Origin of the sequence: Nonomuraea mesophila (genome assembly GCF_004352805.1) — a bacterium.
GTDB lineage: Bacteria > Actinomycetota > Actinomycetes > Streptosporangiales > Streptosporangiaceae > Nonomuraea > Nonomuraea longispora.
The window spans coordinates 42340-67422 of sequence record NZ_SMLD01000036.1 but is presented as its reverse complement, the minus strand read 5'-3'; the positions used below and the strand labels follow the sequence as shown (position 1 = coordinate 67422).

Below are 25083 nucleotides of genomic sequence, written 5' to 3'. Positions count from 1 at the left end.
GCCCTGCCCAACCCGCCGCGCGGCACGCTGGCCGGCGGCCCCAACTCCGCCATCCAGGACCCGGTCGCGCAACGCCTGCTGCAGGGCTGCAAGCCGCAGTTCTGCTACATCGACGACATCGAGTCGTGGGCGACGAACGAGCTGACCATCAACTGGAACGCCCCGCTGGCGTGGGTGGCGGCGTTCCTGGCGGACGGCGGCGGGCGTTCCGAGTGCCGGGTGCGCTATTCGGGGCACGGTTCGTGGCCCGGCGGGTTCATCGCGCAGGTGGTGATCGAGAACACCGGCAGGCAGAGCGTTGACGGCTGGAGCCTGCGCTGGTCGTGGCTCGGCGGGCAGCGGGTCAAGGAGGGCTGGGGCGTGAAGCTGGCGCAGTCGGGTTCGGTGGTGACGGCCACGGGGCTGGGCTGGAACGACCGGATCAAGCCGGGCAGGTCGGTGACGTTCGGGTTCGCCGGCACGGCCGGGGCGGGCCCGGATCCGGCTCCCGAGGTCTTCCATCTGAACGGTGAGCGCTGCGCGTGACGCGCCGAGCCGTTGCGTACGCTCCGTTGAACGGAATACTGTCGCCCCATGCCGAGGGGAACATCTGAAGTCAGCGAGCCGATGTACTTCGTGCTCACCGCCCTGCGCGCGGGCCCGCTGCACGGACACGCGATCAGCAAGTCGATCAAGGAGCTGTCCGCGGGCAGGGTGCAACCGTCGGTCGGCACCCTCTACGGCATCCTGGAACGGCTCAACGAGCGCGGCGTGATCACCGTCGACCGCGAGGAGACGGTCAACGGCCGCAACCGCCGCTACTTCAGGATCACCGACGAGGGCCAGGCACTCGTGGAGGCGGAGGCGAGGCGGATGCAGGAGGCCGCCTCGCTCGTGCTGCGGCCGTCCAGCACATGACCGTCGTCCCGCAGGGCGGCACACTGGAGCGCCGTTACCGCGCCCTGCTGCGGGCCTACCCGCGCGCCTACCGCACGGCCCATGGTGACGAGTTGCTCGACGTGCTGCTGGAGTCCGCGGATCCCGGCAGGACCGTGCCCGTCCCGAGGGAGGCGTGGGGGTTGCTGGCGGGCGGCGTGCGCAGCCGCATCGTTCACCTGGCGACGGGCAACCCCTGGAAGGACGGCCTGCACCTGGGCGTGACGGCACTGGCGGCATTACAGCTGGCGGCGCTGCTGCCGTACGCGGGGGCGCTGCCGCTGTGGACGGCGGCGGTCCGGCAACGGCGGCCGGCCGCCCGCGATCGCGACCGCCTTCAGGCCGACGACCAGCGCGAGCGGGATCGCCGCCCACACCCACCCGCGCAGGATCGCGACCAGGACGAGCGCCGAGGCGGTGATCGGCGACCAGGCGGCCAAGGCGCTCGGCGTCACCCGGCTCGACCGGTCGCCGGCGATCTTCATCGGCAAGCACGCGTACACGGTCATCGGCATCATGGGCGACCTGCGCCGCGAGCGGAACCTGAGCACGGCGGTGATCGTGCCGCCGAGCGCGGGCGGCAGTTCGGGCTGCGCGACGTCACCCGGGTGCTGGTCAACACCACCCTGGGCGCCGCCGGGCTGATCGCCGGGCAGGCGCCGGCCGCGCCCAGCCCGGGCAACGGCGACATGCTCCAGGTGGTCGCTCCGCCCAGCCCCACCAGGGCCCGCGACCAGGCGCAGGACGACGTCAACGCCCTCTTCCTCATCCTCGGCCTGGTCTCGCTGGTCGTGGGTGCCGTCGGCATCGCGAACGTCACCCTGGTCACCGTCATGGAGCGCGTACCGGAGATCGGCCTGCGCCGCGCGCTCGGCGCCGCCCGCAGGCACATCGCCGCGCAGTTCCTGCTGGAGTCGACGCTGATCGGCCCGACCGGCGGCGTGATCGGCGCCAGCCTGGGCGTGGTCACCGTGGTCGCCGTCTCGGCCGCCAAGCAGTGGACGCCGCTGCTGGACGTACGCCTGGCGATCGCCGCGCCCGTCGCGGGGGCCGTGGTGGGGCTGCTGGCCGGGCTCTACCCGGCGCTGCGCGCGGCCAGGATGGAGCCGGTGGACGCCCTGAGGTGACGCGCGCATCGGCCTGTTCAGCCGCTCTGGGTGATGTACGCCGCCGCGGCGATCTCCCCCAACGCCTGCCCGGTCACCTTGGACATCTCCCTGGCCGCATCGGCCGACGCGGTCTCGACGCCCACGAAGGCCGCGAAGGTCAGCCGCCGGCTCCCGGGGAGCTCGACGTACCCGGCCAGGGCCTGGCGGTTCATCCACTTGCCGTCCTCGTTCCGCAAGCTCGTGCCGGTCTTGGCGTGGACATGGCCCGCCGCCGGCGAGTCGGGCTGGATGTCCTTGAGGGTCCCGTCCCGGCCGAGGATCGGGAGGGCGTCGCGGTAACGGTGGAAGTGCGGTTGCCGCGCCATGTAGGCCAGAAATTCCACGAAATACTGCGGCGTGTACTGGTTCTGTGCCGACCCTGGGGGTTCCGGGTCGAACCCGGCCTTCTCGAACAGCTCACGCCGTACCCGCTGCCCCGCCGCCTTCGGATCGTCCGGGTCCCGCCCGGCGATGGCCCCGATCAGGTACGGGAACGCCTCCGTATGCAGGTTGCTGCTGACCTTGAGCATGGGCTTGAGCTGGTCGGACAGGACCGGGGAAAGATACTCGGCGACCAGGCGCCGGGCACCGGACCCGGTCGTGGCTCCCCGCCGCGCGCCGATGCGCACGCCCTTGTCCCGCAGCAACCGTGCGAAGATCGCCTGGGTGAACGCCGCTGGTTCCGGGACGAAGTACGCGCGGAACAGGCCGGGGCTGTCGTCGGGGATGTCTCCGGTCAGGCGCACCGTACGAGTGCCGTCGGGGTGCCGTACGTCGTCGGCGAAGGCGAGCGGGCGCGCGGAGGCCGCCTCGGCGGCGGCGATCGTGCGCACCTCGTTCACTATGCGGACGTAGGAAGAGCGCGGGGAGACGTCCAGGGCGGCCGGCATCCCTGGACGGCTGCCGGGTCCGACGGAGACGTCCACGAGATTGTCGTTGAGCATGACCGGGGAAATGGTGGCCGTCACGCCGTTGGCCAGGTTCTCGGTGCCTTCACGGAAGAGGGTGCCGTCCACCAGCACCCGCCCTTCGACCCGCTTGATCCGTGTCGCCACCTCGGCCGCGAGCCGGCGGAGCTCCCGCACCGGGTCAGCGCTGACAGGGCCCGCCCCAGGAGTGGTGTGGTAGGTGTGGTCCGGGTCGGGCAGGGCCAGGCTTCCGTCGGAGCGCAGCCGTCCGGCCAGCAGCAGGTCGCCCCCCGCCACCAGCACGAGGTCGCCGTGCAGCACACCGCCGCGCACGGGGCCGGTCCGGTAGACGCGGGTGGGCAGGCGCCGGTCGTGCCCCAGTGTCAGGAACGCCGTCCCACCGACGAAGACCTTCGATGAGGACCCGGCGACGAACGGCTCGCCGGTGTTGAGCGCGTAGATCGACTCCCCGGTGTCCGGCGCGTAGAAATGCGCCCCCCAACGGGCGCCACCGAAAGCGGGCCGCGCCATGATCTCCTCGATCCTGCGCGCCAGCTCGGCGTCGGGAGCAGCGGCCTGGACGGGCCGCGGGGCGGCGGTGAGGGTGCCGGCCAGCGGAACGGCGCCCAGTAAGCCGAGGACGGACCGTCGCGACAGTTGCCAGGCATCGAGGTGTGTCGGGCTCGTGGCCACCGGTTTCTCCTGTTCGTTGGGAACCTCGATCCGAAGGACCGCTCGGGCTCTTCAGCGAGGCGCGCTTCGCCGAGGCATTGAACGCGGCGGCTTGTTTCCCGGCCGTTTCCTGCCGGCACCGGAGACGGAAACGAGGAGGAAACAGCGGAACCGCCATACAGGACGGCGAACGTCCGCGTCAGAGGAAGGACCTGTGCAGTGAACCGAAGCACCGCGATCGGGCTGGCATGCTCGATCCTGGCCATGGGCCTGGCCGCTCCGGCGACCGCCGCCGCCCAGCCGCGGACCGGCGACGTGCAGCAGGCGATGGACGCCCTGGCGAAGACGCCGGGAGTGGTGGGAGCCATCGGGGAGGCGTACCACGACGGCAGACGCATCGATGGCGGCACGGCCGGCTCGCGCCTGATCGACGGCAAGGGCGGCCGGATCCCGGCCGGCGCCCGCTACCGCGCCTGGTCCCTGACCAAACAGTTCACCGCCACCGTGCTGCTGCAACTCGTCAAGGAGGGCAAGCTCGGCGTGGACGACAAGCTGGGTGCGGTCCTGCCGGTGACGGCGGAACAGGACCTGGTCGAGCGGGCCGGCGAGATCACCGTACGGCACCTCCTTCAGCACACCTCCGGCATCCCCGACTACACCGGGCACCCGGATCTGAGGCCCTTCGACGACCTCACCACCCGATACTCCCCGCTCGACCTGGTGAAGATGTCCCGCGGCCAGCCCAGGCAGCAGGAGCCGGGTGAGCGGTTCAGCTACTCCAACACCAACTACATCCTGCTCGGGGCGATCATCGAGAGGCTGACCGGCCGTACGCTGGCCGTGGAGTTCCAGCGGCGGCTGCTCAAGCCGCTCAAAATGAGCCGCTCCTACCTGCCCGTCCGACCTGGGCAGGGCATCAAGGGGCCCCACGGGCACGGCTACTACCCCGGGCCCCCGGACGGCACGCCGCGCGACGTGGATCGGATGAACACCACCAGCCTGTGGGCGGCCAGCGGCCTGATCTCGACCTCGCGCGACCTGACCACGTTCTACCGCGCGCTCGCCCAGGGGCGGCTCCTGCCTGCCGCGCTCCGGGAGGTGATGAGGTACCCGGTCGAGGAGCAACCCGTGTGCGGCGGCTCGATCAGCCTGTACCGGGGTTCCGGGCCCGGCGGGCTGGCCATGACCTTCGCCTCCGCCGACGGCCGCCTTCAGTTCGCGGTGTCGGTGACGACCAGCATCGCGGGCCAGGGCCAGGTACGTCCGGCTCTGCAGAAGGCCGCCGAAGCGGTGCTCTGTCCTGGCACTTGAGAAAACAGGGAGTAACTTATGCGTACACGTTCGAGCACAAGCACGTTCTGGTCCCGTGCCGCGGTGGTGTGCACGCTGCTGCTGGCCGGTGCCCCTGCAGCCGGCAACGCGGACCCGGCCGGCGCGGCTGAAGCCACGAGCGCCGGCCAGGCCCCGCTTCCCTGCGCCGAAGCCCCCAGCCAGTCCACGTCCGGCCGGACACCGGCGCCGACCCAGGCGGCGGCCACGCAGGTCAGCACCATCGGGCAGGCCTACACCTGCATCCTCGATCACTACTTCGCCCGCGACCGGCTGAACCACCGCGACCTTCTCGCCGCCGCCTTCGGCGGGCTGACCGTCGAACTCGCCCGGCAGGATCTGGACCGGTCCGACGCCGTGATGCCGCCGATGGAGGGCGACCGGGCCTCCGACTGGGCGGCCTTCGCCGCCGTCTACGAGCGCATCACCGCCGCCCTGCCCGCCGACGCGGCGCGACAGGCGGTGGCCGCGGCGACGATCAACGCGATGGTGGGCAACCTGCACGACAACCACGTGCGCTGGTCCCGTATCGCGCCACCGCCAGGCGAGCCACGCGAGATGTACGGGCTCGGCATCGCCACCTCCTACACCCCCTACCACGCCGCCCACGCACCACAACGAGCCCGGGCACCGCTGCACATCACCGCCGTGACCGGCGGGCCGGCCGCCGAGTCGCGGCTGCGGCCCGGCGACGTCATCCAGTCGGTCAACGGCGCACCGCTGTTCGCCGGAGGGATCCTGTCCACGGGGGCACTCGGCATGCTCCACCCGAACTCGGCCGCCGACGACCCCGTACGCCTGTCCCTGCGCCGCCCGTCCACCGGCCGTACCTGGACCGCCACCCTGAAGCCTGGCTGGTTCACCCCGACGGCTCGCAACGTGACGCCCACGCTGCTCGGCGGCGACATCGCCGCCATCCACATGGGCGCCTTCACCGCCGGCGTCGCCGACGAGGTGCTGGCGGCCGTGGCCGACCTGGGCGAACGCGCCGACCTGCGTGGGGTCGTCCTGGATCTGCGGGGCAACACCGGTGGCTCTCCGGCGGAGGTCGCGCGCCTGCTCGGCGCCTTCGCCCACGGCAAGGTCACCGGCTACAACTGCGACCTTGGCGGCACCTGCACCGCGCATCGCACCGACGACACCGTGCCCCTCATCAAGCTGCCCCTGGCCGTCCTCACCGACGGCCTCTGCGCCTCCGCCTGCGACCACTTCACCGGCGCGGTCAAGCATCACAAGCTCGGGCCGGTGATCGGCACGCGTACGTCGGGGATGGTGTCGGGGGTCGCGTACCCGTACGTCCTCGACGACGGCAGCACGCTACGCCTGCCCACGCACTACGGCCTCGGGCCCAACCGCGAGATCGTCAACGGCATCGGCGTGCCACCCGACCACGTCGTTCCACGGACCGCCGCAGACCTGTCGGCCGGCCACGATCCGGCCATGGCCAAGGCCCTCGCCCTGGTCGGCAAGGTCTCCTGATCCGGGCCGGATTCAGCTGCCTGGACGACGACGAACTCACCGTCATCGCGGGCACACCGTCACGGCCGCGGCGACCGAAGGTAGATTCTCCATCAAGTGATTGACTGAGGTGTGGCAGCCGAACTACGTTCGGTAGCGTGCCACCCGGAGAGACCGCGCAGGTCGCGCAGATCCTGAGGGCCGCGACCCAGCTGTTCGCCGCGCTGGGCTACGACGGCACCTCGACGCGCCAGATCGCCGACGCGGCCGGGCTCAACATCGCCACCGTCAACTACCACGTGGGCGGCAAGCGCGAGCTCTACCTCGCCGTCATGGAACGCGCGCACCAGGCGGAGAAGACGGCCCTGGAGCAGGCTCTCGGCCGCCTGCCCGGCGACGACCCCACGGCCGGGATCCACCGGCTGATCGACGACTACCTCGACTTCTGCGTGGACCACCCCGAGGTGCCCGCCCTGTGGATGCACCGCTGGCTCTCCGACGCGGGCGACATCACCGAGCTGGAACGCCGCTACGTGCAGCCGCTCTTCGCCGCCGTCACCGCCACCATGCGGCCCATCGCCGAGTCAGGGCTGATCGACGCGGGAGTGGACCTCGAATACGCGATGTGGACGGTCGTCTGGTCCGTGCACGGCTTCGCCAAGGGCGGGGTGCTCGACGACCAGGGCCGCCGCAGAAGCGCCGGCGACCGGGTCGCGCTGCGCCGTTTCCGCGCCCACCTGCACCTGACCATGCACCGCATGCTCGGCCTGCCCGGCGAGCCCCGGTGAGCTTCGCCCCGAAGGAGCCCGCGTGAACCTCCCCCTGACCGGACGGACGGCCGACGACCTGCTGACCGAGATCGCGAGGCTCAAGGGGAACGACTTACCGGTGCGCGGCGGGCAGGTCACCGCGTACGTCTACGACACCGGACGGGCCGAGATCGGCGAGGCGGCGGCGCGGGCGTACGCCGAGATGCTGGAGGTCAACTGCCTCGACCCGACCGCGTTCCCCAGCGTGGTCGAGATGGAGCGGCAGGTCGTCGGCGCGGTCGCCGACCTGCTCGGCGGCGGCCACGGCATCTTCACCAGCGGCGGCACCGAGTCGATCATGCTGGCGGTCAAGGCCGCCCGCGACGCCGCCGGACGCTCCCGCCCCACCCTCGTGCTGCCGGTCACCGCTCACCCCGCCTTCCACAAGGCGGCGCACTACCTGGGGATCGCGGTCGTGCCGGTGCCGGTGGACCTGGCGACGTACAAGGTGCGGGCTCAGGACGTCGAGGCGGCCATGGACGCGAACACGATCATGGTGGTCGCCTCCGCGCCCTCCTACCCCCAAGGGGTGATCGACCCGATCGAGGAGGTGGCCGCCGTGGCCGCCCGCGCGGGCGTCCCGTGCCACGTGGACGCGTGCGTCGGCGGGTGGCTGCTGCCGTGGTTGCGGGAGGCGGGCGCGGCGGTGCCGCCGTTCGACCTGTCCGTGCCGGGCGTCACGTCCCTCTCCTGCGACCTGCACAAGTTCGGGTACGCCCCCAAGGGCGCCTCCGTGGTGCTGTTCGCCGACCCGGCGATGCGGCGCAGGGCGTACTTCGCCTCGGCCGCCTGGCCCGGCTACACGATCATCAACGCGACCGTGCAGAGCTCCAGGTCGGCGGGCCCGCTCGGCGGCGCCTGGGCCACCCTGCAGGCGCTCGGCAGGAAGGGGTACGTCGAGCTCGGCCGCTCGGCGCTGGAGGCGACGGCCAGGCTGCGCGCCGGCATCACCGCGATCCCCGGGCTGCGCGTGCTGGGCGAGCCCGAGTCGTCGCTGGTGGCGTTCACCGGGGACGGGATCGACGTGTTCGTGCTGGCGGACGAGGCGCGGGCGCGGGGCTGGTTCCTGCAACCGCAGCTCTCCTACGCCGGCATCCCGGCCAACCTGCACATCACGGTCACCGGGGTGACATCGGCGGGGGTGGAGGCCATGGTGAAGGTCATCGCCGAGTCCGCCGAATCCGCCCGGCTGCGCGGCCCCGTCGTGCTGCCCGACGGGCTGGTGGAACTGGTGGCGGGGCTGGACCTGGACGCCCTCGACGACACCGCGTTCGCGGAACTGGCCGCGTCGGTGGGCGTGGACCTGCGGCCGGGGGCGGGGCAGCCGGAGATGGCGACGGTCAACGCCGTCCTGGACGCGCTGCCGGCTCCGGCCAGGGAGGCGGTGCTGGTGCGCTTCCTGTCCGTCATCTACGGCTCGTAGGCGGGGAAACCTTGCCGCCGAGCCGCCTTCCGCTCGCGCGCATCGCCTGCGGGCAGCGTTCCTGTTCCAGGTGCTCGTACAGCTCGGCCAGGGTCGCACCACACCGTACGTTGGAAAGCCCACGGCCCAGGGGCACGAGGACGGCGCGGAAGGCGATGTAGCCGCCCCCGGCTCCCTCCATGATCGTCCACCCGGGGAACGCCTTCTCCATCAGGTCCCCGGCACGGCACCGGCAGTCGCCAGCTCGGCCCAGACGACGCGGCGACCACGTTCGACGACGTACGCGCCGCATCGGGCACTGAGCCCCGCCACGATGCCCAGCCCACGACCGGCCTCCTCCATGGACGCAGGTCGGAGGGGCACGAAACACGGCGCCGACGTCAGGGTGCCCGGGTCGACCACCTCCAGACGTACGAACCCGGCACCGAACCCCAGCCGCAGCTTGACCCAGTCGCGCCCCGACCCTCCCGGCACGTGCTGAATGACGTTGGCCACCAGCTCGGCGACGATCTGGAGCGCGTCGGCCCGCACGACGGCGGGGGCGTCAGCAAGCCACAACCCGATCGCCTGGCGGGCCTGCCACGAGGTACGCCCCCCACGCCGCAACGTCGTCTCCCTCCAAAGGGATACGTCCGGTCTTTCCCGTGTGTGACTTTTCGACCCCGTCGGGATTTTGAGCATGAGCCTGAACACCTTTCTCGCGTCCTTGAACCCCTTCCCAGAGTGACCTTCCATCGCTAATTTGTAATCAGCACATGACTGTCCGTGTTGGAACAGACCTGTGCCGCCATTGTTTGTGCGCTTGCTCCGCAGAGGACCCCGGCATGACCTTGGACGAGCAGTTCCCACCCCCGCCCCCTGAAACACCCACCTACGGCGTTGTGCTGAAAAGTGCACGCACTGCCGCCGGCCTCTCCCAAGTGGCCCTCGGAAACATCGTCTCGTGCAGCGAAAGCCTCATCGGGCTGGTCGAACGCGGCCAGCGAAAGCCGACCAAGAGCTTCACCATCGCCGTCGAGTCCGCCCTCGGCCTGAACGGCGACCTCTTCCGACTCCTGCCCAACACCCGTGTCATGTCCGTGCCGAAGTGGTTCAGCGAGTGGCCGACCGTGGAAGAAAACGCCCACACGATCCGCACGTGGCAGCCCCTCGTGGTTCCCGGCCTTCTCCAGACTGAGCGCTATGCCCGAGCCATCCTCGCCGCCGAACCGGGAGCGACCGAGCAGTGGATCGAGGAAGCCGTCGAAACCCGGCTACGGCGCCAGTCCGTGTTCGAGCGCAACGATCCGCCCATGTATTGGGCGTTGCTCGACGAATGCGCTCTCCTCCGGCCCGTCGGCGGGAAAGACGTCATGCGGGAGCAACTGGAGCACCTGCTGGCGATGACTGAACGCCCAAACATCTCCATCCAGGTGGTGCCGCTGGACGTAGGGGCGACGGCGGGTCTGCTGGGAGGGTTCACTCTCGCCGAGAGCGACGGCATGCCGGACCACGTCTACCTTGATTCCGCTGGACAAGGCACCGTCATCGCTCGCGAGGAGGCAGTGCGGCAGGTTAGTCTCAGATACGACGCGATTCACAAATGGGCGCATCCTGCACATGTAAGCCGACGACAAGTATGTGAGGTGGCAGCAGGGTATGGGTTTCAGTGACGAGCTACGTGCCGAACTAAAGGCCGCCCAGTGGACCAAATCCACTCTCTCCGGCTCAAACGGCGGCGACTGCCTCTACGCGGCCAAACTCACCGGCGACCGCTACGCCATCCGCGACTCCGAACAACCCCACGTCCCACCCATGATCCTGCGCGGCGACGTCTTCCGCGCCTTCATCGGCGGCGCCAAACTCGGCGAATTCGACTTCTAAGCCATCCAAGCACCAGCACAAACAGGATGCGGGCCGCCTCGAAGGGCCCGCATCCCTCTCGACCTCACAACCGGCAGCCCCGCGAGACGAGGACGTGAAGTGGGTGAGGCATGAGAATCAGTGACGAGTTGAACACCGCGCAGTGGACCAAATCCACGCTTTCAGTCTCCAGTGGCGGCAACTGCCTCTACGCAGCCAAACTCACCGGCGACCGCTACGCCATCCGCGACTCCGAACAACCCGACATCCCACCCATGATCCTGCGCGGCGACGTCTTCCGCGCCTTCATCGGCGGCGCCAAACTCGGCGAATTCGACTTTTAGCCTCCGAAGGCAATCCTGGGCTGCGTGGCGCCGACCACCAGCCCAGCGAAGGCAGACGACACGCAAGGCACCATGAACCTAACGAAGGTCGTCCCTGTCCCGATCAACAAGGGTGGCCAGCACAAGCTGTGCGAGCGGGATAGCCTGCCTGTACCAGGCGTTCCACTGCCCTGCTTTATCACCCGCGACCAGCAGGATGCTAGATCGCCACGGATCGAAGGCGAAGAGGATGCGCACGGTCCCGGGTCAGAGTTCTTGCAGAGAGGAGCGCATGATGGGTCACAGCCGTTGGGAAACGTACAAGGCCAAGCGTCTGCGCGAGATGGACGCGGATGTGCAGCCGCATCCCGAATACGAGCAGGCGGGCCGTGACCTGGAGCTCGGAGACCAGCTACGTGAGATCCGTAAGCGTCGAGGCCTGTCGCAGAAGGTCGTGGCGGAGCGCTCTGGGATGTCCCAGCCCGCCCTGTCCCGCATCGAGGGCGGTGGCGGCATCCCGGATATGGCGACACTGCTGCGCCTCGGTGCGGCAATGGGGGTTCGGCTTCGCGTCGAGCTCGTCGTCGACAACGACGACACCGCTGAAGTCGAGCCTCTAACGGTGCGTCACCGACAGCTCGCGAACGTATGAGTCGCAGGCGGCCACGTCGAGATGTTTCTGATTGACGGTAGCGACCGCTAGCCAGGAATCTGTGCGACCACGTGGTCCGGGGAGTCGAGCCAGAGGTGGTGTTGCTCCGGTGTGACCGTCATGCCGAATCGGTCGCGCCCCGGCTCCCCCCAGCTCACCCACCGGAAATAGGCGTCCACGACCTCGTCCCACAGAGCCCGCTCACCCACCTGGAACACCTTGTACCGCGCGGTGTCCGGACGCCAGTCCACCGCCGCCCACGAGTACGGCTCAGCGGGGTCGGACACCCACAGCCGGTACAGGTCGCCGTCCTCGTCCGGTTCGCCGCTGCCGTTGGAGGTCAGGCCGGTCAGTGCCGCGATGGCCAGATCGGCACCGGCGGGAGCGTGGGCGATCGTGCGCGGGTCGATGCGGGTGGTCAGATGGTGTTTGTCCTCAGGGCCGCGCGGCGGACGGTCATGGATGCCACGTTGCGAGCGCATCAGCATGTACGAGGCGAAGCCGGGGAAGCGGCCGATCGCCGTACCGTCGGGCATGGTCACCAGTCGCAATGCGTGGTTGGTGCCGAACCCCGGGCAGTACGGCAGCACGATCACCGCGCCCGGCCGCGACTGCTCGACCCAGGCGTACGGAACGGTCCGGACCCCGCACGTGACGTGGATCCGGTCGAACGGCGCCCGCTGCGGGCACCCGGCGGCGCCGTCACCGACGACCAGGTGCGGCTGGGCGCCGGCGGCGGCGAGGTTCTTGGCCGCCTGTCCGGCGACGGCGGAGTCCACTTCGACCGTGCTCACCTCCCCGTGGGCACCGACCAGATGGGACAGCAGGGCAGCGGTCCAGCCGGTGCCGGTGCCGATCTCGAGCACCCGGTGGCCGGGGCGGGGGTCCAGCAGGTTCAGCAGGTGGGCGACCGTGCTCGGAGCGGACGCCGAGGAGGTGTAGTCACCTTCCATCTCACGCAGGTCTGTGCCGCCGTCGTCGAGCTGGGTGACGACGCTGGTGTCGGAGTAGACGACGTCCCACCAGGTTGTGGGATCGGCGTCGCGGTCGATCAGGACCGCGGTGCCGGTTTTGCGGGGCGAGACGAGGCCGACGTCGGGGATGAACAGGTGACGGGGCACCGCGCGGACCGCTTGCTTGACGACATCCCTGATGTCTCCGAGGGGGTCGAGGTCGGCGATCAACGCCTCCATCCGCGCGGTGAGGTCCATTACTTCTTACCTCCCTGATCTTCACCGTGCTGGCCGGAGCCTGTCCGGTTCTCGTCGTCGTTGCTGCCCTGACCTCCCTGTTTGGGGTCGAGCGGCGCGTCCTTGGGGCTGTCGGGGTCTTCGTGTCGGCCCACGGATGTTCTCCCTTCACTCGCACCGACTGCTCTCTGTCATCGTATGGTCACTAAATGAATGGAGGGAGAGGCATTTCCGCTGGCTACCTGTCACTTCACGGGGACCCTCGGGTTACATGATGGGGAGATGGCGTCACAGGTCGTAGGGGTTCCGCTGTCGCTGACCGGGAGGTTCGCCCGGTTCGGGGAGCAGGCCAGGCTGGGGCTGGAGGTCTGGCGGGCGGCCGCGAAGGGTGTGGAGTTGGTCGTCGAGGACGATCGCAGCGATCCCGACGTGCTGGAGCGGGTGCTTCGAGGGCTGGCGGGCCGGTGCGATCTGCTGCTGGGGCCGTACTCCACGCTTCTCATGCGCCGGGCGGGGCGGGTCGCGGCGGAGCTGGACCTGCTGGTGTGGAATCACGGCGGGGCGGGTGACGACGTGCAGGGCGCGCATCCCGGTCACGTCGTGTCGATCCCGGCGCCGGCGAGCGCGTACGCGGAGCCGTTCGTGCGGCGGCTGGCCGAGGACGGCGAGCGGGACCGGTTGTGGGTCGTGCCGGGCAAGGGGAGTTTCGGGCGGCAGGTCGCGGCGGGCACCGAAAGGGCGGCGAACGAGCGGGGCATTCCGGTGACCGTGGCCGGGCCTGGGGACGCGCTGCCCGTCGGCGGGTCGTGGAACCTGCTGTGCTGCGGGTCCTTCGAGGAGGATGTCGCGGTGATCGGGAGGGCCGTCGGTCCGCGGAAGGTCTGCGCGGTGGCGGCCGGGGTGCGGGCGTTCGGGGAGGTGGTCGGCGATCCGTACGGGATGTACGGGGTCGGGCAGTGGTTCCCCGGCGGTGGCCAAGGGGCGGCGGTCGGGGTGTCGGAGCGGGAGTTCGTGACCGCCTACAGGGAGCGGGCCGCCGGGGTGGTGCCCGACTATGTGGCCGTGCAGGCCGTGGCCGCCGCCGTGGTCGCGACCCACTGCGCCGCTCTGGCCGGGAGCACCGGGCGTGCGGCGTTGTGGGGCGCTGCCACCGCTCTGGAGACGACGACGCTGTTGGGGGACTTTCGCGTCGATCCAGGCAGCGGGGCGCAGGTCGGGCATCGGGCCGCGCTCACCCGCTGGTCGTAGCGGGCCGCACTCATCCCGCTGGTCGTAGCGGGTCGAGGGGGTTGTGAGGGCCGGCCCGCCGTCGTTACGGCGGGCCGGCCCCCGTACGGCTCGTGCCCCCGCCAGAGTGGGCACGAACCGCACGGCTCTCAGCGGCTGATCCGTACCGCGTCCGCGATGACGTAGCCGGTGCCCGAGGTCCACCGGCTCACGCCCACGACGTTGTACGTGCCGGCGTTGAGGGAGAAGGTGCCGATGCTGCGCCAGGATCCGCCGCCGGATCTCTGGTCGACGTAGACGGTCTGGTTGCCGCTCGATGTCGCCACGATGTACGGCGCCGAACTGTTGTACCCGGGATCGGACGGATACCAGACCTCCACCTGGTACGTGCCCGCGCTGGGGATGGTGGCGGAGTACCAGGCCGGGTCGCTGGAGGAGACCGGGTCGGCGAAGCGGTAGTCGGCGCCGTGGCGCTGGCTGGAGAAGGTGGAGGTGCCCCAGTTGGCGCTGGCGGTGAACTGGCCGGCCGTGGCGTTGTCGACGGTGGTCGTGAACGTCGGGGGGTTGCCGCCACCGGTCACGTAGTTCATGTACGTGTTCCAGTTCCAGTTCCTGCCCGGGTCGGTGTGGGTGGCGCCGGGCACCTCGTTGTGCCCGATGATGCCGGTCCGGGTCTTGGGGATGCCGTACTTGTCGCAGAGGTGGCGCGTCAAGGCGGCGGAGGCCCGGTACATGGCGTCGGTGAACCAGGAGGCGTCGTCGACCCAGCCTTCGTGTTCGATGCCGATCGAGCGGGTGTTGTAGGACCAGTTGCCCGCGTGCCAGGCGACGTCCTTGTCGCGCACCATCTGGGTGATGGCGCCGTTGGACGACTTGACCACGTAGTGGGCGGAGACGTTGGCGCTGGGGTTCTGGAACCAGGAGATCGTGCCGGCGTACGAGCCCTGGGTGACGTGGATGATCACCCGGTCGATGTTGTAGCTCGATTCCCGGCTGGAGGCGGTGTAGTTGCCGGAGTTGGCCGCGACCCAGGCGGCCGGCGGGTAGTCGGGGCTGGCCACGGCGCGCGCGTTGAGGTCGCGGGCGTTGGCCAGGTCGCCGCGGTCGGCGGTGACCTCCTGCGGCTTGACCTGTACGCCGCGGATGTCGATGCCGAGGCCGAGCCCTTCGTAGACGGCGTCGGCGTAGAGGCGGGCGAGTTCGGGTGAGGTCGCGTGGCCGTACGCGGCCACGGCCTGGTACCAGCGGCCGATGTCCTTCCTGGCCGCCTCGTCGAGGCCGAGTTTGTCGGCGTGGGCTCGCAGGACGGCGGCGCCGCCGAGGATGTTGGCCTCGTCGTCGGCGCGCAGCTTGTCGACCGGGAGCTTGGTGAGCTCGGCGGCCTGTTCGAGCGAGTGGTTGGTGGGGTTGCTGACGAGGTGCATCACGCCGTAGCCGCCGCTGGCGCTGGGCTCGCCGCCGTGGCCGTCGAGGTGGGTCTCGGCGTAGGCGAGGGCGACGAGCAGGTCGCGGGGTACGTCGTGTTCGGCGGCGGCGCGGTCGAACGCGGCGGCGAGCGGGTTCTCCTCGGCCGTGGCGACGGCGGGCTGGCCTGCGACGATGAGCAGGGCGGCGAGGAGGGTGGTGGCGAGGGCGGCTAATCGCGTGCGGGCGAGAGTCATGGGTGCTCCTCGTTGGGGGTAACGGGGGCACGGTACGACATCTTCCTGACTAATGTCGATAATTGACATTACTTCCCGGTTAAGTGAAACTTTTCGCCCCACCTTTCCGGGAGAGGAGAGGCTCGTGAGATTGGGCCCCTGAAAACTATTGCGCTTTCGCTGAGCGACGCTGAAACTTCCTTTCGTGACCGCGCTCGTGCGTACCGTCCTGGCGGCGCTCACCGCCGCACTCGTCGGCATCGTGGCCCCCACCCCCGCCCCCGTCGCCGCGTCGGCCGCCTGCGCGACCGACCCAGCGACCCCGAAACGCCAGCTCAGAGCCATGTGGATCTCGTCGGTCGCGAACATCGACTGGCCGAGCCGCACGGGGCTGAGCGTGTCGGCACAGCAGGCGGAGTTCCGCGCCTGGCTGGACCTCGCCGTGCGCAAGCGCATGAACGCCGTGATCGTGCAGATCAGGCCCACGGCCGACGCGTTCTGGCCGTCGCCGCACGAGCCGTGGTCGCAGTGGCTGACCGGCACCCAGGGCCGCGACCCGGGTTACGACCCGCTGGCGTTCATGGTGAACGAGGCACACGCCCGCAACCTGGAGTTTCACGCCTGGTTCAACCCGTACCGGATCGCCAACCACGCCGACCCGAACAGGCTGGTCTCCACGCACCCCGCCCGCAGGAACCCGGGCTGGCGCTTCGCCTACGGCGGCAAGCTCTACTACAACCCGGGCATCCCGGAGGTCCGGGCCTTCATCGAGGACGCGATCATGGACGCCGTCTCCCGCTACGACGTGGACGGCGTGCACCTCGACGACTACTTCTACCCCTATCCGGTGAGCGGCCAGACCATCCCCGACGCGGCCACGTACGACAGGTACGGCTCCGGGTTCGCCACCATCGGCGACTGGCGGCGCAACAACGTCAACCTCCTCGTACGCGAACTCGGCCAGCGCATCCACGCCGCCAAGCCGCACGTCTCGTTCGGGATCAGCCCGTTCGGCATCTGGCGCAACGCCGGCACCGACCCGCTCGGCTCGCGCACCTCGGGCCTGCAGTCGTACGACGCGATCTACGCCGACAGCCGCGAATGGGTCAAGCAGGGCTGGGTCGACTACATCTCGCCGCAGATCTACTGGCACATCGGGTTCTCCACCGCCGCGTACGAGGTGCTCACCGCCTGGTGGTCGGACGTCGTACGGAACACCGGCGTGCAGCTCGTCGTCGGCCAGGCCGCCTACCGGGCGGGCGCGTCCGGCGAGGACGCCGCCTGGCAGGACCCGGCCGAGCTGAGCGACCACCTCCACGACAACAGGAGACATCCCGAAGTCGTCGGCGACGTGTTCTTCAGCGCCAAGGACGTCAGGGCCGACAGGATCGGGGCGTTCACCCGGGTCGTGAACGCCCACTACACCAGGCCCGCGCTCCTGCCCGCGCGCGGCTCCGGCGGCGCGCCGGGCGCGCCGGCGATCACGTCGGCCACGCGGGCCACCGACGGCGTACGGCTGGCCTGGAACGGCTCGGGCACCGCGTACGCGGTCTACCGGGTGGACGGGACGCAGTCCGCGGCCGACCCATGTTTCTTCGCCGACGCCCGCAACCTGGTCACGACGACCCGGCAGCGCACGTTCACGGACACGACCGCCGGCGGGTCGGCCTACACGTACTACGTGAGCGCGCTCAACCGCACCCACCAGGAGGGGTCGCCGAGCGCGGGCCGGGTCGTGGAGGCGGGCGGCGGCGCGTTCAGCGTCGTCGTCGACAACGCCGGCCCCGGCTTCACCGCCGGCCCGAACTGGGGCACCTCCTCCTTCTCCGGGCAGCTGCACGGCAGCGACTACCGCTTCGCCGAGCCGGTGTCCGCCAGCGACCCGGCCTGGTTCCGTGCGGCCATCCCCAGCGCGGGGAACTACCGGGTCGAGGTGTGGCATCCGGCGGATCCCGGCTACAACAGCGCGGCCCCGCACATCGTGGCGGCCTCCGGCGGCAACCGGACGGTCGCCGTCGACCAGCGTTCGGGGGGCGGGCAGTGGCGGGTGCTGGGGACGTACCCGCTGGCGGCCGGCACCTACGACGTGGTCGGCGTGAGCCGCTGGACCTCCGCCGCGGGTTACGTGATCGCCGACGCGGTCCGCATCACCAGGGTGTGACGTCGGGGCGTGCACTGGAGGGTGGGCAGGCCCGGCCCCCGATCGTACGATGAGCCGGTGGACGGAGCCCGCCCGCGGCCGATCGACGCGATCGCGGTCATGGTCGCGGCAGGCCTGACCGCGGCGACCGGCTACGAGGGTCCGGTGCTGGCGCTGCTGATGGCGTCGGCGCTGCCGGTGCTCTGGATGCGCAGGGCCCCGCTCACGGTCGCGTGGATCAGCGCGGGCACGGCGCTCGCCCTGCCCGTGCTGCTCGTGTTCGCGGCGCCCGCCGTGGTCCCGCCCGCGGGCGCGCCGCTCTGGCCGCCTGCGGCCGCGTTCGCCGCGTACGGCGCGATGGCCTTCGCCCGCGACAGGTACCGCGGGGCGGCGCAGTGGCTGCCGGTGATCGTGCTGGCTCTCGCGGTGCTGGCGCTGCCCCACCGGATGCCTCTCGTCCTGCGCACGGAGACGGTGATCGCGCTCGCGGTCATGTACGGCATGTACACCGCCGTCCGGGCCCGGCTCCAGCGCGGCCTGGCGGAACGGTCGGAGCGGGTCGAGCGCGAACGGCTGGCGGGCGAGATGCACGACGTGGTCACCTATCGCGTGAGCCGGATGGTGTTGCAGGCCGGGATGCTGGCCATGAACGCGCCCGACGAGCGGGTGCGTACGGCGGCCGAGGAGCTGCGGGCGACGGGCTGCGAGGCTCTTGACGAGCTGCGGCACATGGTGGCGCTGCTGCGGCGCGGCTCAGGCGAGGGCTTCGACCTGGGGCTGCCGCTGCCCGATCTGCGCCCGCTGATCACCGAGTCGGCGTGCGCGGGAGTGCCCGTCGAGCTGGCGGTGACCGGCACGCCCGAGCCGGTGCCCGGCGTGGTGGGGCGGGCGGCGTACCTGATGGTTCAGGAGGCCCTGACCAACGTGCGCAAGCACGCGCCCGGCGCGGACGCGCGGGTGCAGGTGAGCTACCGGCCGGGAGCGGTACGGCTGAGCGTGCGCAACACCCCCGGCAGGCCGGACGCCTGGGTGGCGGTGAGCGACCCGGGCATGGGCCTGCTCGACCTGTGCCGGCACGTGGAGCTGGCAGGCGGCACCATGGAGATCGGCCATGACGCCGACGGCGGCTTCCGGGTCGAGGCGTCGTTCCCCACGTCGCGGCCGTGAACGTACGGACGATATGTCAGCGCACCGAAGGGCTGAATCGATGGAGTTCAACGGCTTCCGGTACAGCCGGAGCCACCTGCGCGGCCTGGCCGAGGGCATGGGCGACATGGGGGCGGCCGTGTCGGACGTCGAGTCCCGGTACGAAGAAGCCCAGAGGGCGATCAGGGCCGCTCTCGGCGGCGACGACTACGGCGAAAGCTACTGGCGCAGTCGCGAGGAACGCCTGGAGACCATCGGGAGGGCGTTGACGCTGCTGGCCGGAGCGCTCAGCGACGAGGAGGACAAACTCACGAAGGCCTCCGCCACCTACAAGGCCAGTGACGACGCCGGCACCATCGGCGGATGAGGGCGATCGCCCGGCCCGCCGGGGCGTGAGCCGTCAGTCCCAGCCGGCCAGCGCCTGCTCCAGCTCGGCCCGCGCGGCCACGGGGTCGTAGCCGGGGATGGCCTCGCGTAGCACCTCGTCGGTCTGCCGCTCGGCGTCGGCGCACGCCTCACCGAGCGCCGCGAGCACCTCGTCGGCCAGGTCCCTGCTGCCCAGGCGCATGGCGCGGGCGTCGAACGTGACGTCGAGGACGCGGCCCTCCTGGTCGACCGAGGCCGTCACGTGTCTCGACGGCCCTCTGCCGGTGCCGACGATCTTGTCGAGGTGCTCCTGCGCGGCCTCCATCCGGGCCATGAGCTGATCGGCCTGCCGGGCGGGCGCGTCGACGTCCTCCTCGTCGCCGGAGGGCTGGTCGAAGCCGTACACGTCTCGCCTCCGTTCTAGGAAAGAAGGTCGCGGGCCGCCTGCTCGACCCGGTCGCGGACGAACGTCTCATCGAGCGGCTTCGGCAGCGCGTCGGCGCGTTCGGAGACCTCGTCCGCTATCTCCTGCGCCTGGCGCGCGGCCTCCTCCTGCGCGGCGCGGAGCACTGCCGTCACCTGGCCGCCGAGCATCCGTTCGCCCTGCCGCAGTGCCCGCGGGTCGATGCGCAGGCGCGTCACTCTCCCGTGGCCGTCGGCGGCCGCCTCGACGAGCCCGTCCCTGCTCTCCGCCCGGCCCTGAACCTGCCTGATCGCGGTCTGCGCGTCCTTGATGCCGCGAATGACCTCGCGGCTCTTCTGGACGTAGTCGGCCACGTACTCCGCGTCGTCTTCCGGTGCTGGTGGGCGCATGTCTCACTCCGATGGTCACGGGCGAACCATCGGCCATTCTAGCGACCCGGGGGGCGAGTCTTACTGTTGTGTGTCATGTTCCGATAAGTGCCGAAATATTGCCATTGAGCCGCAGTAGTATCCACGGAATGACGGGAATGGAGATGGACCGGGGAGGAACGGGGCAAGATGCCTCCCTGGTCAGTACTCACGCGGAGGAGCACCACGCCGCTCTCAACCCCCTCGCGCAACGCGGCACCTCCTCCTTCGGGGACGACGGCACGTTCGGCCTGTTCATCGCCGCGTACGCGGAAAGCCGCGACGTGTCGATGGCCGTGCACCAGGGGCTGTCCACGGTGATGCAGGACACCGGCACCGGCATGCACCTCGCGGTCAGGAACACCAACGACGCCGAGGCCGCGAACGCCGAAGCCTTCAGAGATCCCGGTGCCGCATGGGCATGACCGTACCCCCAGAGGTCAGCGGCTTCATGCCGATGGTGAGCCCCTGGTACACCATCGACGAGGACGACATGCGGACGGAGAGCGCCGCCTCACGCGCCACGGCCACGCAGGGGGCCTCCGCGGCCGCACAAGGAGAGACGGCGGTACGCGGCGCCGGGCAGCACTACGGCGGCGAGTCCGGCACCGCCCTGCAGGCCCACTGGGACAGGACCGGGCTCAGCGGCGGCCACTTGGACCAGGCCGCCAACGCGGCGAGGCTGGCGCCCGTGGGGCTCGAAGGCGCGGCCAACGTGGTGTCCGGGGTGAAGGTCGCGACCATCGTCCAGGCGGCGCACGCCTCGGTCGACGTCGCCCGGCTGCTGGCCCTGGGTGCCGCGGCCGGCGGCACCGCGTTCGCTGTCAGGCGCATCCTCATGGCACGGGCCGCGAACCGGAAGATCAGGAAAGAGGGCGTGCAGGGCACGGGCAACGTGCTCGGCCAGCTGCTGCGCCGCCGGGTCACCGAACCGGGCCGCCGCATCCTCGACGATCTCCACCGCCTCAACGGCCCTCGCGGCACGCCCGCCCTGGCGGGCACGGGCGGCCGCAGCATCCCGATGCGCCCGGCAGGACTGCGCTCGCCGTCCGGCCCCCGCTCCGTCCAGGACGGCATCGCCCAGATGGGCCGCAGGAGCGGCGGCAGGGGCAGGGGCAACTCGGGTGGCGACAACAACGGAGGGTTCTTCTCCCGCCACGCACGGCAGCGCCAGGAAGAGCGCGACGTCTCCGAGCAGGACATCAATGAGACCCTGTCGAAGGGAACCAGGAGGCCCGGCAAGAAGCCCGACACGTCGGAGTACGAGAGGGACGACGGACTGGTGGTGATCCGTGGTGATGACAATTTCAAGGTCATCACCACCTTCTGGAGAAGAAAGAAGTAGCAGGCTTGCGGATCGAATACAACGACGAGAACGACGTCGCCTACATCTACCTCGTCGACCACATCAACGCCGGCGAGTCGGCGACCCAGATCCCGGTGGAGGCCGACGAGATCCCGGGATATGTCATCCTCGATATGGACAAGGAGGGCGCCCTGCTGGGGATCGAGATCGTCGGCGCCTCCCGCATCCTGCGCCCCGCGACCCTCTCGGCGGCGCAGAACGACGAAACGGGCCAGGAACTGACCTGAGGTAACGGGCCGAGGCCCGCCTCGCCTTGCTGGGTTCGTCGCTCCTCTGTGAGGAAAGGGCTCCTATGTGAGCCAGGAGATTCTCAGGGCCGAAGGACTGCGGAAGACGTTCCCGGGCGTGGTCGCGCTCGACGCGGTCGACCTGCGCCTGCGCGCCGGCGAGGTGCACGTGCTGCTGGGCGAGAACGGCGCGGGCAAGAGCACGCTGATCAAGATCCTGTCCGGGGCCTACCATCCGGACGGCGGCCGGGTGCTCATGGACGGCAGGCAGGTGCACATCCGCTCGGCGGGCGACGCGCAGCGGCTCGGCATCGCGACCATCTACCAGGAGTTCAACCTCGTCCCGCAGCTCACGGTGGCGGAGAACCTGGCGCTCGGCCGGCCGCCGCGCAGGTTCGGGTTCGTGGACGTCGAACGCATGGAGCAGCAGGCGGGCGAGCTGCTCCAACGGGTCGGCGTGGACGTGGACCCGCGCACGCCGACCGCCAGGCTGGGCATCGCCCGCATGCAGATGGTGGAGATCGCCAAGGCGCTGGCGCTGGACGCGCGCGTGCTCATCATGGACGAGCCGACCGCGGTGCTCACCACGAGCGAGGTGGCCAGGCTGTTCGCCATCGTCAGGCAGTTGCGCGACGAGGGTGTGGCCGTCGTGTTCATCACCCACCACCTGGAGGAGATCGCCGCCATCGGCGACCGGGTGACGGTGCTGCGCGACGGCAGGTCCGTGGCCGAGGTGCCGGCGAACACCCGGCGGGACGAGCTGGTCGGCCTCATGGTCGGGCGGCCCATCGACCAGCAGTACCCCCGGCGGCCGGCCGAACGGGGAGAGCCGCTGCTGGAGGTGCGGGGGCTGACCCGGCGCGGCGTGTTCGACGACGTGTCGTTCGACGTGCGGGCGGGCGAGGTGGTCGGCATGGCCGGGCTCGTGGGTGCGGGCCGCACGGAGGTGGCCCGCGCGGTGTTCGGCGCCGACCGCTACGACGCTGGCCAGGTGTTCGTACGCGGCCGGCGGCTACCGCCGGGCGACGTGCACGCCGCCCTGGAGGCCGGGCTCGGCCTGGTCCCCGAGGACCGCAAGGCCCAGGGCCTGGTGCTGGGCGCGGACGTAGCCGAGAACCTGGGTTTGGTCACCATGCGTGACGCCACGCGGGCCGGGTTCGTCGACCGGTCGGGCCTGCGCGGCATCGCCGCCAAGGTGGCCGAGCAGCTCGGCATCCGGATGACCGGCCTGAGCCAGGAGGTGCGCACGCTCTCCGGCGGCAACCAGCAGAAAGTGGTCATCGGCAAGTGGCTGGCGGCCGACGCGAACGTGCTCATCCTCGACGAGCCGACGCGCGGCGTGGACGTCGGGGCCAAGGTCGAGATCTACCAGCTCGTCAACGCGCTCACCGCCGCCGGTGACGCGGTGCTCATGATCTCCAGTGACCTGCCGGAGGTGCTCGGGATGAGCGACAGGATCCTCGTCATGGCGCGGGGGCGGCTCGTCGGCGAACTGCCCGCCGCCGAGGCGACGCAGGACGCCGTGATGGCGCTGGCGACCACGGAGGCCTCCCATGTCCGCTGACGTGCTCCCGCGCCGCTCGCCGGCCGCCGCGTGGCTCGCCGAGAACGGCGCCGTCGTCGCGCTCGTGGTGCTGGTCGTCGCGCTGTCGCTGCTGTCGGGCGACTTCCTGAGCCTGACGAACCTGCTCAACGTCGGCGTCCAGGCCGCCGTCACCGCGATCCTGGCGTTCGGGTCGACGTTCGTGATCGTGACGGGCGGCATCGACCTGTCCGTCGGGTCTGTCGCCGCGCTGTCGGCGATCTCGCTCGCCTGGACCGCCACCTCCGCCGGGATGCCGTGGCCGCTGGCCACGCTGGTGTCGCTCGCGGTGGGCGTCGCGTGCGGGCTGGTCAGCGCGGCACTCATCGCGTACGGCAAGCTGCCGCCGTTCATCGCCACGCTGGCCATGCTCGGCATCGCCCGCGGCCTGGCCCTGGTCGTCTCGGAGGGCAGCCCGATCGCGATGCCCGACGCCGTGTCGGAGCTGGGCGGCACGATCGGGGCGTACCTGCCGATCCCGCTGATCGTGATGGTCGTCATGGGCGTGATCGCGGCCGTGATCCTGAACAGGACCTATCCGGGCCGGGCCATGTACGCGATCGGCGGGAACCAGGAGGCCGCGCGGCTGTCGGGCATCAAGGTGGACCGGCAGCTGCTCATCACGTACGCGCTGTCCGGGGGGTTCGCCGCGGTGGCCGGGATCGTGCTGGCCAGCCGCCTGGCCTCGGCGCAGCCGCAGGCGGCGGCGGGCTACGAGCTGGACGCGATCGCGGCCGTGGTGATCGGCGGGGCGAGCCTGTCCGGCGGGAAGGGCCGGGCGCTCGGCACGCTGGTCGGCGCGCTCATCCTGGCCGTGCTGCGCAACGGGCTGAACCTGCTGTCGGTGTCGGCGTTCTGGCAGCAGGTCGTGATCGGCGTGGTGATCGCGCTCGCGGTCCTGGTCGACACCCTGCGGCGCAGAGGTACCAACTAGGAGGGGATAGATTATGCGCAGTCCCGCGATCATCATGGCCGCGGCCGTGCTCGGGCTGGCCGCGTGCGGCACGGCCGGCGGCGGCGGAGAGGGCGGCGGCGCGGGGGAGGCCGAGCTGAAGCTCGGCATGTCGGTGTCGACGCTGAACAACCCGTACTTCGTCCAGTTGCGCGACGGCGCGCAGGCCGAGGCGAAGACCCGCGGGGCCACGCTCACCGTCACCGACGCCCAGAACGACGCCTCGCAGCAGGTCAACCAGGTCCAGAACTTTACCAGCCAGAACATGAAGGCGATCATCATCAACCCGGTCGACTCCGACGCGGCCGCGCCGGCGGTCAAGGCGGCCGAGCGGGTGAACATCCCGGTCGTCGCGGCCGACCGGGGCGTCACCGGCGCGGAGGTGGCGCAGACGGTGGCCTCCGACAACGTGGCGGGCGGCAAGATGGCCGCGCAGGAGCTGGCCGCGCAGCTAGGCGAGAAGGGCCAGGTGGCCGTGTTGCAGGGCACACCCGGCACCTCCGCCTCGCGCGACCGCGGCCAGGGGTTCACCCAGGGCATCGCGGCGTACCCCGGCATCAAGGTCGTCGCCAAGCAGCCGGCCGACTTCGACAGGACCAAGGGCCTCGACGTCATGACGAACCTGATCCAGTCGCATCCCGGCGTCACCGGCGTGTTCGCGGAGAACGACGAGATGGCGCTGGGTGCGATCAAGGCGCTGGGGGTCAAGGCCGGTCAGCAGGTCAAGGTCGTCGGCTTCGACGGTACGCCGGACGCGCTGAAGGCGGTGCAGTCCGGCACCATGGCCGCCACCGTCGCGCAGCAGCCGAAGCTGCTCGGCAAGCAGGCGGTGGAGGCCGCCGTGCGGGTCGCCAAGGGCGAGACGGTGCAGAAGACGGTCGCGGTGCCGGTCAAGGTGGTGACGAAGGAGAACGTGGCGGACTTCCTGACCTCCTGA

General features: G+C 70.6%; 30 protein-coding genes. 21 read left to right on the top strand and 9 right to left on the bottom strand.

Annotation, left to right across the window (positions count from 1 at the left end):
- The 3 genes from E1295_RS16515 to E1295_RS50960 all read left to right on the top strand — a co-directional run.
- Window positions 1-525 (top strand): cellulose binding domain-containing protein (locus tag E1295_RS16515; RefSeq protein WP_181958001.1); only part of this gene is annotated, 525 nt, incomplete at its 5' end.
- Between the two features lie 48 nt (window positions 526-573).
- Window positions 574-897 (top strand): PadR family transcriptional regulator, encoded by a 324-nt coding sequence (locus tag E1295_RS16510; RefSeq protein WP_132511346.1) that lies wholly within the window; start codon window positions 574-576, stop codon window positions 895-897.
- Window positions 894-2042, top strand: a complete 1149-nt coding sequence (locus tag E1295_RS50960; protein WP_246080080.1) for an ABC transporter permease — start codon at window positions 894-896, stop codon at window positions 2040-2042. Before E1295_RS16510 ends, E1295_RS50960 begins: the two co-directional genes overlap by 4 nt.
- Before the next feature lie 17 nt (window positions 2043-2059).
- Here the strand turns inward: E1295_RS50960 and dacB are convergent, their stop codons facing one another.
- Window positions 2060-3664 carry a D-alanyl-D-alanine carboxypeptidase/D-alanyl-D-alanine endopeptidase gene (gene dacB / locus E1295_RS16495; protein WP_132631157.1) on the bottom strand — a complete coding sequence of 535 codons (1605 nt, stop codon included), beginning with the start codon at window positions 3662-3664 and terminating at the stop codon, window positions 2060-2062.
- 198 nt (window positions 3665-3862) lie between these two features.
- Here dacB and E1295_RS16490 point away from each other — a divergent pair, with 198 nt between their 5' ends.
- The 4 genes from E1295_RS16490 (at window position 3863) to E1295_RS16475 (ending at window position 8662) form a co-directional block, all read left to right on the top strand.
- Complete coding sequence (locus E1295_RS16490) at window positions 3863-4954, top strand: serine hydrolase domain-containing protein (RefSeq protein WP_132631156.1); 1092 nt, start codon at window positions 3863-3865, stop codon at window positions 4952-4954.
- An 18-nt stretch (window positions 4955-4972) separates the two neighbouring features.
- A complete protein-coding gene (locus E1295_RS16485) occupies window positions 4973-6451 on the top strand; it encodes a S41 family peptidase (RefSeq protein WP_132631155.1) in 1479 nt (492 codons plus the stop codon).
- Between the two features lie 137 nt (window positions 6452-6588).
- The gene (locus E1295_RS16480; RefSeq protein ID WP_132631154.1) at window positions 6589-7218 is read left to right on the top strand and encodes a TetR/AcrR family transcriptional regulator; all 630 of its coding nucleotides are present in this window, start codon (window positions 6589-6591) and stop codon (window positions 7216-7218) included.
- 22 nt (window positions 7219-7240) lie between these two features.
- Window positions 7241-8662, top strand: coding sequence for a pyridoxal phosphate-dependent decarboxylase family protein (locus E1295_RS16475; protein ID WP_132631153.1), 1422 nt, complete (start codon window positions 7241-7243; stop codon window positions 8660-8662).
- Here E1295_RS16475 and E1295_RS16470 read toward each other — a convergent pair.
- Together E1295_RS16470 and E1295_RS16465 are read right to left on the bottom strand one after the other, a co-directional pair.
- Window positions 8646-8873, bottom strand: a complete 228-nt coding sequence (locus E1295_RS16470; protein ID WP_132631152.1) for a hypothetical protein — start codon at window positions 8871-8873, stop codon at window positions 8646-8648. The genes E1295_RS16475 and E1295_RS16470 overlap by 17 nt on opposite strands.
- Window positions 8873-9268, bottom strand: coding sequence for an ATP-binding protein (locus E1295_RS16465; RefSeq protein WP_132631151.1), 396 nt, complete (start codon window positions 9266-9268; stop codon window positions 8873-8875). The genes E1295_RS16470 and E1295_RS16465 overlap by 1 nt, the downstream gene beginning before the upstream one ends.
- A 218-nt stretch (window positions 9269-9486) precedes the next feature.
- Here E1295_RS16465 and E1295_RS16460 point away from each other — a divergent pair, with 218 nt between their 5' ends.
- From E1295_RS16460 to E1295_RS16450, 3 genes are all read left to right on the top strand, one after another.
- On the top strand, window positions 9487-10314 hold the full coding sequence (locus E1295_RS16460) for a helix-turn-helix domain-containing protein (protein WP_166427260.1): 828 nt from the start codon (window positions 9487-9489) through the stop codon (window positions 10312-10314).
- A complete protein-coding gene (locus tag E1295_RS16455) occupies window positions 10301-10525 on the top strand; it encodes a DUF397 domain-containing protein (RefSeq protein WP_132631149.1) in 225 nt (74 codons plus the stop codon). Before E1295_RS16460 ends, E1295_RS16455 begins: the two co-directional genes overlap by 14 nt.
- A 110-nt stretch (window positions 10526-10635) precedes the next feature.
- Complete coding sequence (locus tag E1295_RS16450; RefSeq protein ID WP_132631148.1) at window positions 10636-10848, top strand: DUF397 domain-containing protein; 213 nt, start codon at window positions 10636-10638, stop codon at window positions 10846-10848.
- A 78-nt stretch (window positions 10849-10926) separates the two neighbouring features.
- Here E1295_RS16450 and E1295_RS16445 read toward each other — a convergent pair whose 3' ends face one another.
- Window positions 10927-11085, bottom strand: a complete 159-nt coding sequence (locus E1295_RS16445) for a type II toxin-antitoxin system RelE/ParE family toxin (RefSeq protein WP_342775881.1) — start codon at window positions 11083-11085, stop codon at window positions 10927-10929.
- A gap of 34 nt (window positions 11086-11119) precedes the next feature.
- On the opposite strand from E1295_RS16445, the gene E1295_RS16440 reads away from it, so the two are divergent.
- Window positions 11120-11479, top strand: coding sequence for a helix-turn-helix domain-containing protein (locus E1295_RS16440; protein ID WP_246080079.1), 360 nt, complete (start codon window positions 11120-11122; stop codon window positions 11477-11479).
- 47 nt (window positions 11480-11526) lie between these two features.
- On the opposite strand, the gene E1295_RS16435 is transcribed toward E1295_RS16440, so the two are convergent.
- Window positions 11527-12690, bottom strand: coding sequence for a methyltransferase domain-containing protein (locus E1295_RS16435; RefSeq protein ID WP_132631147.1), 1164 nt, complete (start codon window positions 12688-12690; stop codon window positions 11527-11529).
- Window positions 12690-12824 (bottom strand): hypothetical protein, encoded by a 135-nt coding sequence (locus E1295_RS51855; RefSeq protein WP_281284750.1) that lies wholly within the window; start codon window positions 12822-12824, stop codon window positions 12690-12692. The genes E1295_RS16435 and E1295_RS51855 overlap by 1 nt, the downstream gene beginning before the upstream one ends.
- Before the next feature lie 127 nt (window positions 12825-12951).
- Here E1295_RS51855 and E1295_RS16430 point away from each other — a divergent pair, with 127 nt between their 5' ends.
- Window positions 12952-13917 (top strand): ABC transporter substrate-binding protein, encoded by a 966-nt coding sequence (locus E1295_RS16430; RefSeq protein WP_166427259.1) that lies wholly within the window; start codon window positions 12952-12954, stop codon window positions 13915-13917.
- A gap of 128 nt (window positions 13918-14045) precedes the next feature.
- Here the strand turns inward: E1295_RS16430 and E1295_RS16425 are convergent, their stop codons facing one another.
- On the bottom strand, window positions 14046-15557 hold the full coding sequence (locus E1295_RS16425; RefSeq protein ID WP_132631145.1) for a golvesin C-terminal-like domain-containing protein: 1512 nt from the start codon (window positions 15555-15557) through the stop codon (window positions 14046-14048).
- 184 nt (window positions 15558-15741) lie between these two features.
- Between E1295_RS16425 and E1295_RS16420 the strand changes: the two genes are divergently transcribed.
- From E1295_RS16420 to E1295_RS16410, 3 genes are read left to right on the top strand one after another with little or no spacing between them, the layout of a single operon-like run.
- Window positions 15742-17697 carry a family 10 glycosylhydrolase gene (locus E1295_RS16420; protein ID WP_132631144.1) on the top strand — a complete coding sequence of 652 codons (1956 nt, stop codon included), beginning with the start codon at window positions 15742-15744 and terminating at the stop codon, window positions 17695-17697.
- A 57-nt stretch (window positions 17698-17754) separates the two neighbouring features.
- Window positions 17755-18843 carry a sensor histidine kinase gene (locus tag E1295_RS16415; RefSeq protein ID WP_132631143.1) on the top strand — a complete coding sequence of 363 codons (1089 nt, stop codon included), beginning with the start codon at window positions 17755-17757 and terminating at the stop codon, window positions 18841-18843.
- Between the two features lie 40 nt (window positions 18844-18883).
- A complete protein-coding gene (locus E1295_RS16410; RefSeq protein WP_132631142.1) occupies window positions 18884-19189 on the top strand; it encodes a hypothetical protein in 306 nt (101 codons plus the stop codon).
- 33 nt (window positions 19190-19222) lie between these two features.
- Here E1295_RS16410 and E1295_RS16405 read toward each other — a convergent pair whose 3' ends face one another.
- Window positions 19223-19594 carry a YbaB/EbfC family nucleoid-associated protein gene (locus tag E1295_RS16405; protein WP_132631141.1) on the bottom strand — a complete coding sequence of 124 codons (372 nt, stop codon included), beginning with the start codon at window positions 19592-19594 and terminating at the stop codon, window positions 19223-19225.
- A 14-nt stretch (window positions 19595-19608) separates the two neighbouring features.
- Window positions 19609-20001, bottom strand: a complete 393-nt coding sequence (locus tag E1295_RS16400; protein ID WP_132631140.1) for a YbaB/EbfC family nucleoid-associated protein — start codon at window positions 19999-20001, stop codon at window positions 19609-19611.
- A gap of 128 nt (window positions 20002-20129) precedes the next feature.
- On the opposite strand from E1295_RS16400, the gene E1295_RS16395 reads away from it, so the two are divergent.
- The 6 genes from E1295_RS16395 to E1295_RS52440 all read left to right on the top strand — a co-directional run bounded on the left by E1295_RS16395 (window position 20130) and on the right by E1295_RS52440 (window position 25083).
- The gene (locus E1295_RS16395; RefSeq protein WP_132631139.1) at window positions 20130-20444 is read left to right on the top strand and encodes a hypothetical protein; all 315 of its coding nucleotides are present in this window, start codon (window positions 20130-20132) and stop codon (window positions 20442-20444) included.
- Window positions 20441-21364 (top strand): DUF4258 domain-containing protein, encoded by a 924-nt coding sequence (locus E1295_RS49665; protein WP_181958000.1) that lies wholly within the window; start codon window positions 20441-20443, stop codon window positions 21362-21364. Before E1295_RS16395 ends, E1295_RS49665 begins: the two co-directional genes overlap by 4 nt.
- Before the next feature lie 5 nt (window positions 21365-21369).
- On the top strand, window positions 21370-21612 hold the full coding sequence (locus tag E1295_RS16385) for a DUF2283 domain-containing protein (protein ID WP_132631138.1): 243 nt from the start codon (window positions 21370-21372) through the stop codon (window positions 21610-21612).
- 67 nt (window positions 21613-21679) lie between these two features.
- A complete protein-coding gene (locus E1295_RS16380) occupies window positions 21680-23176 on the top strand; it encodes a sugar ABC transporter ATP-binding protein (protein WP_132631137.1) in 1497 nt (498 codons plus the stop codon).
- A complete protein-coding gene (locus E1295_RS52445) occupies window positions 23166-24128 on the top strand; it encodes an ABC transporter permease (protein WP_132631136.1) in 963 nt (320 codons plus the stop codon). The genes E1295_RS16380 and E1295_RS52445 overlap by 11 nt, the downstream gene beginning before the upstream one ends.
- A gap of 13 nt (window positions 24129-24141) precedes the next feature.
- Entirely contained in the window at window positions 24142-25083 is a 942-nt protein-coding gene (locus E1295_RS52440) for a D-ribose ABC transporter substrate-binding protein (RefSeq protein WP_132631135.1), read from the top strand.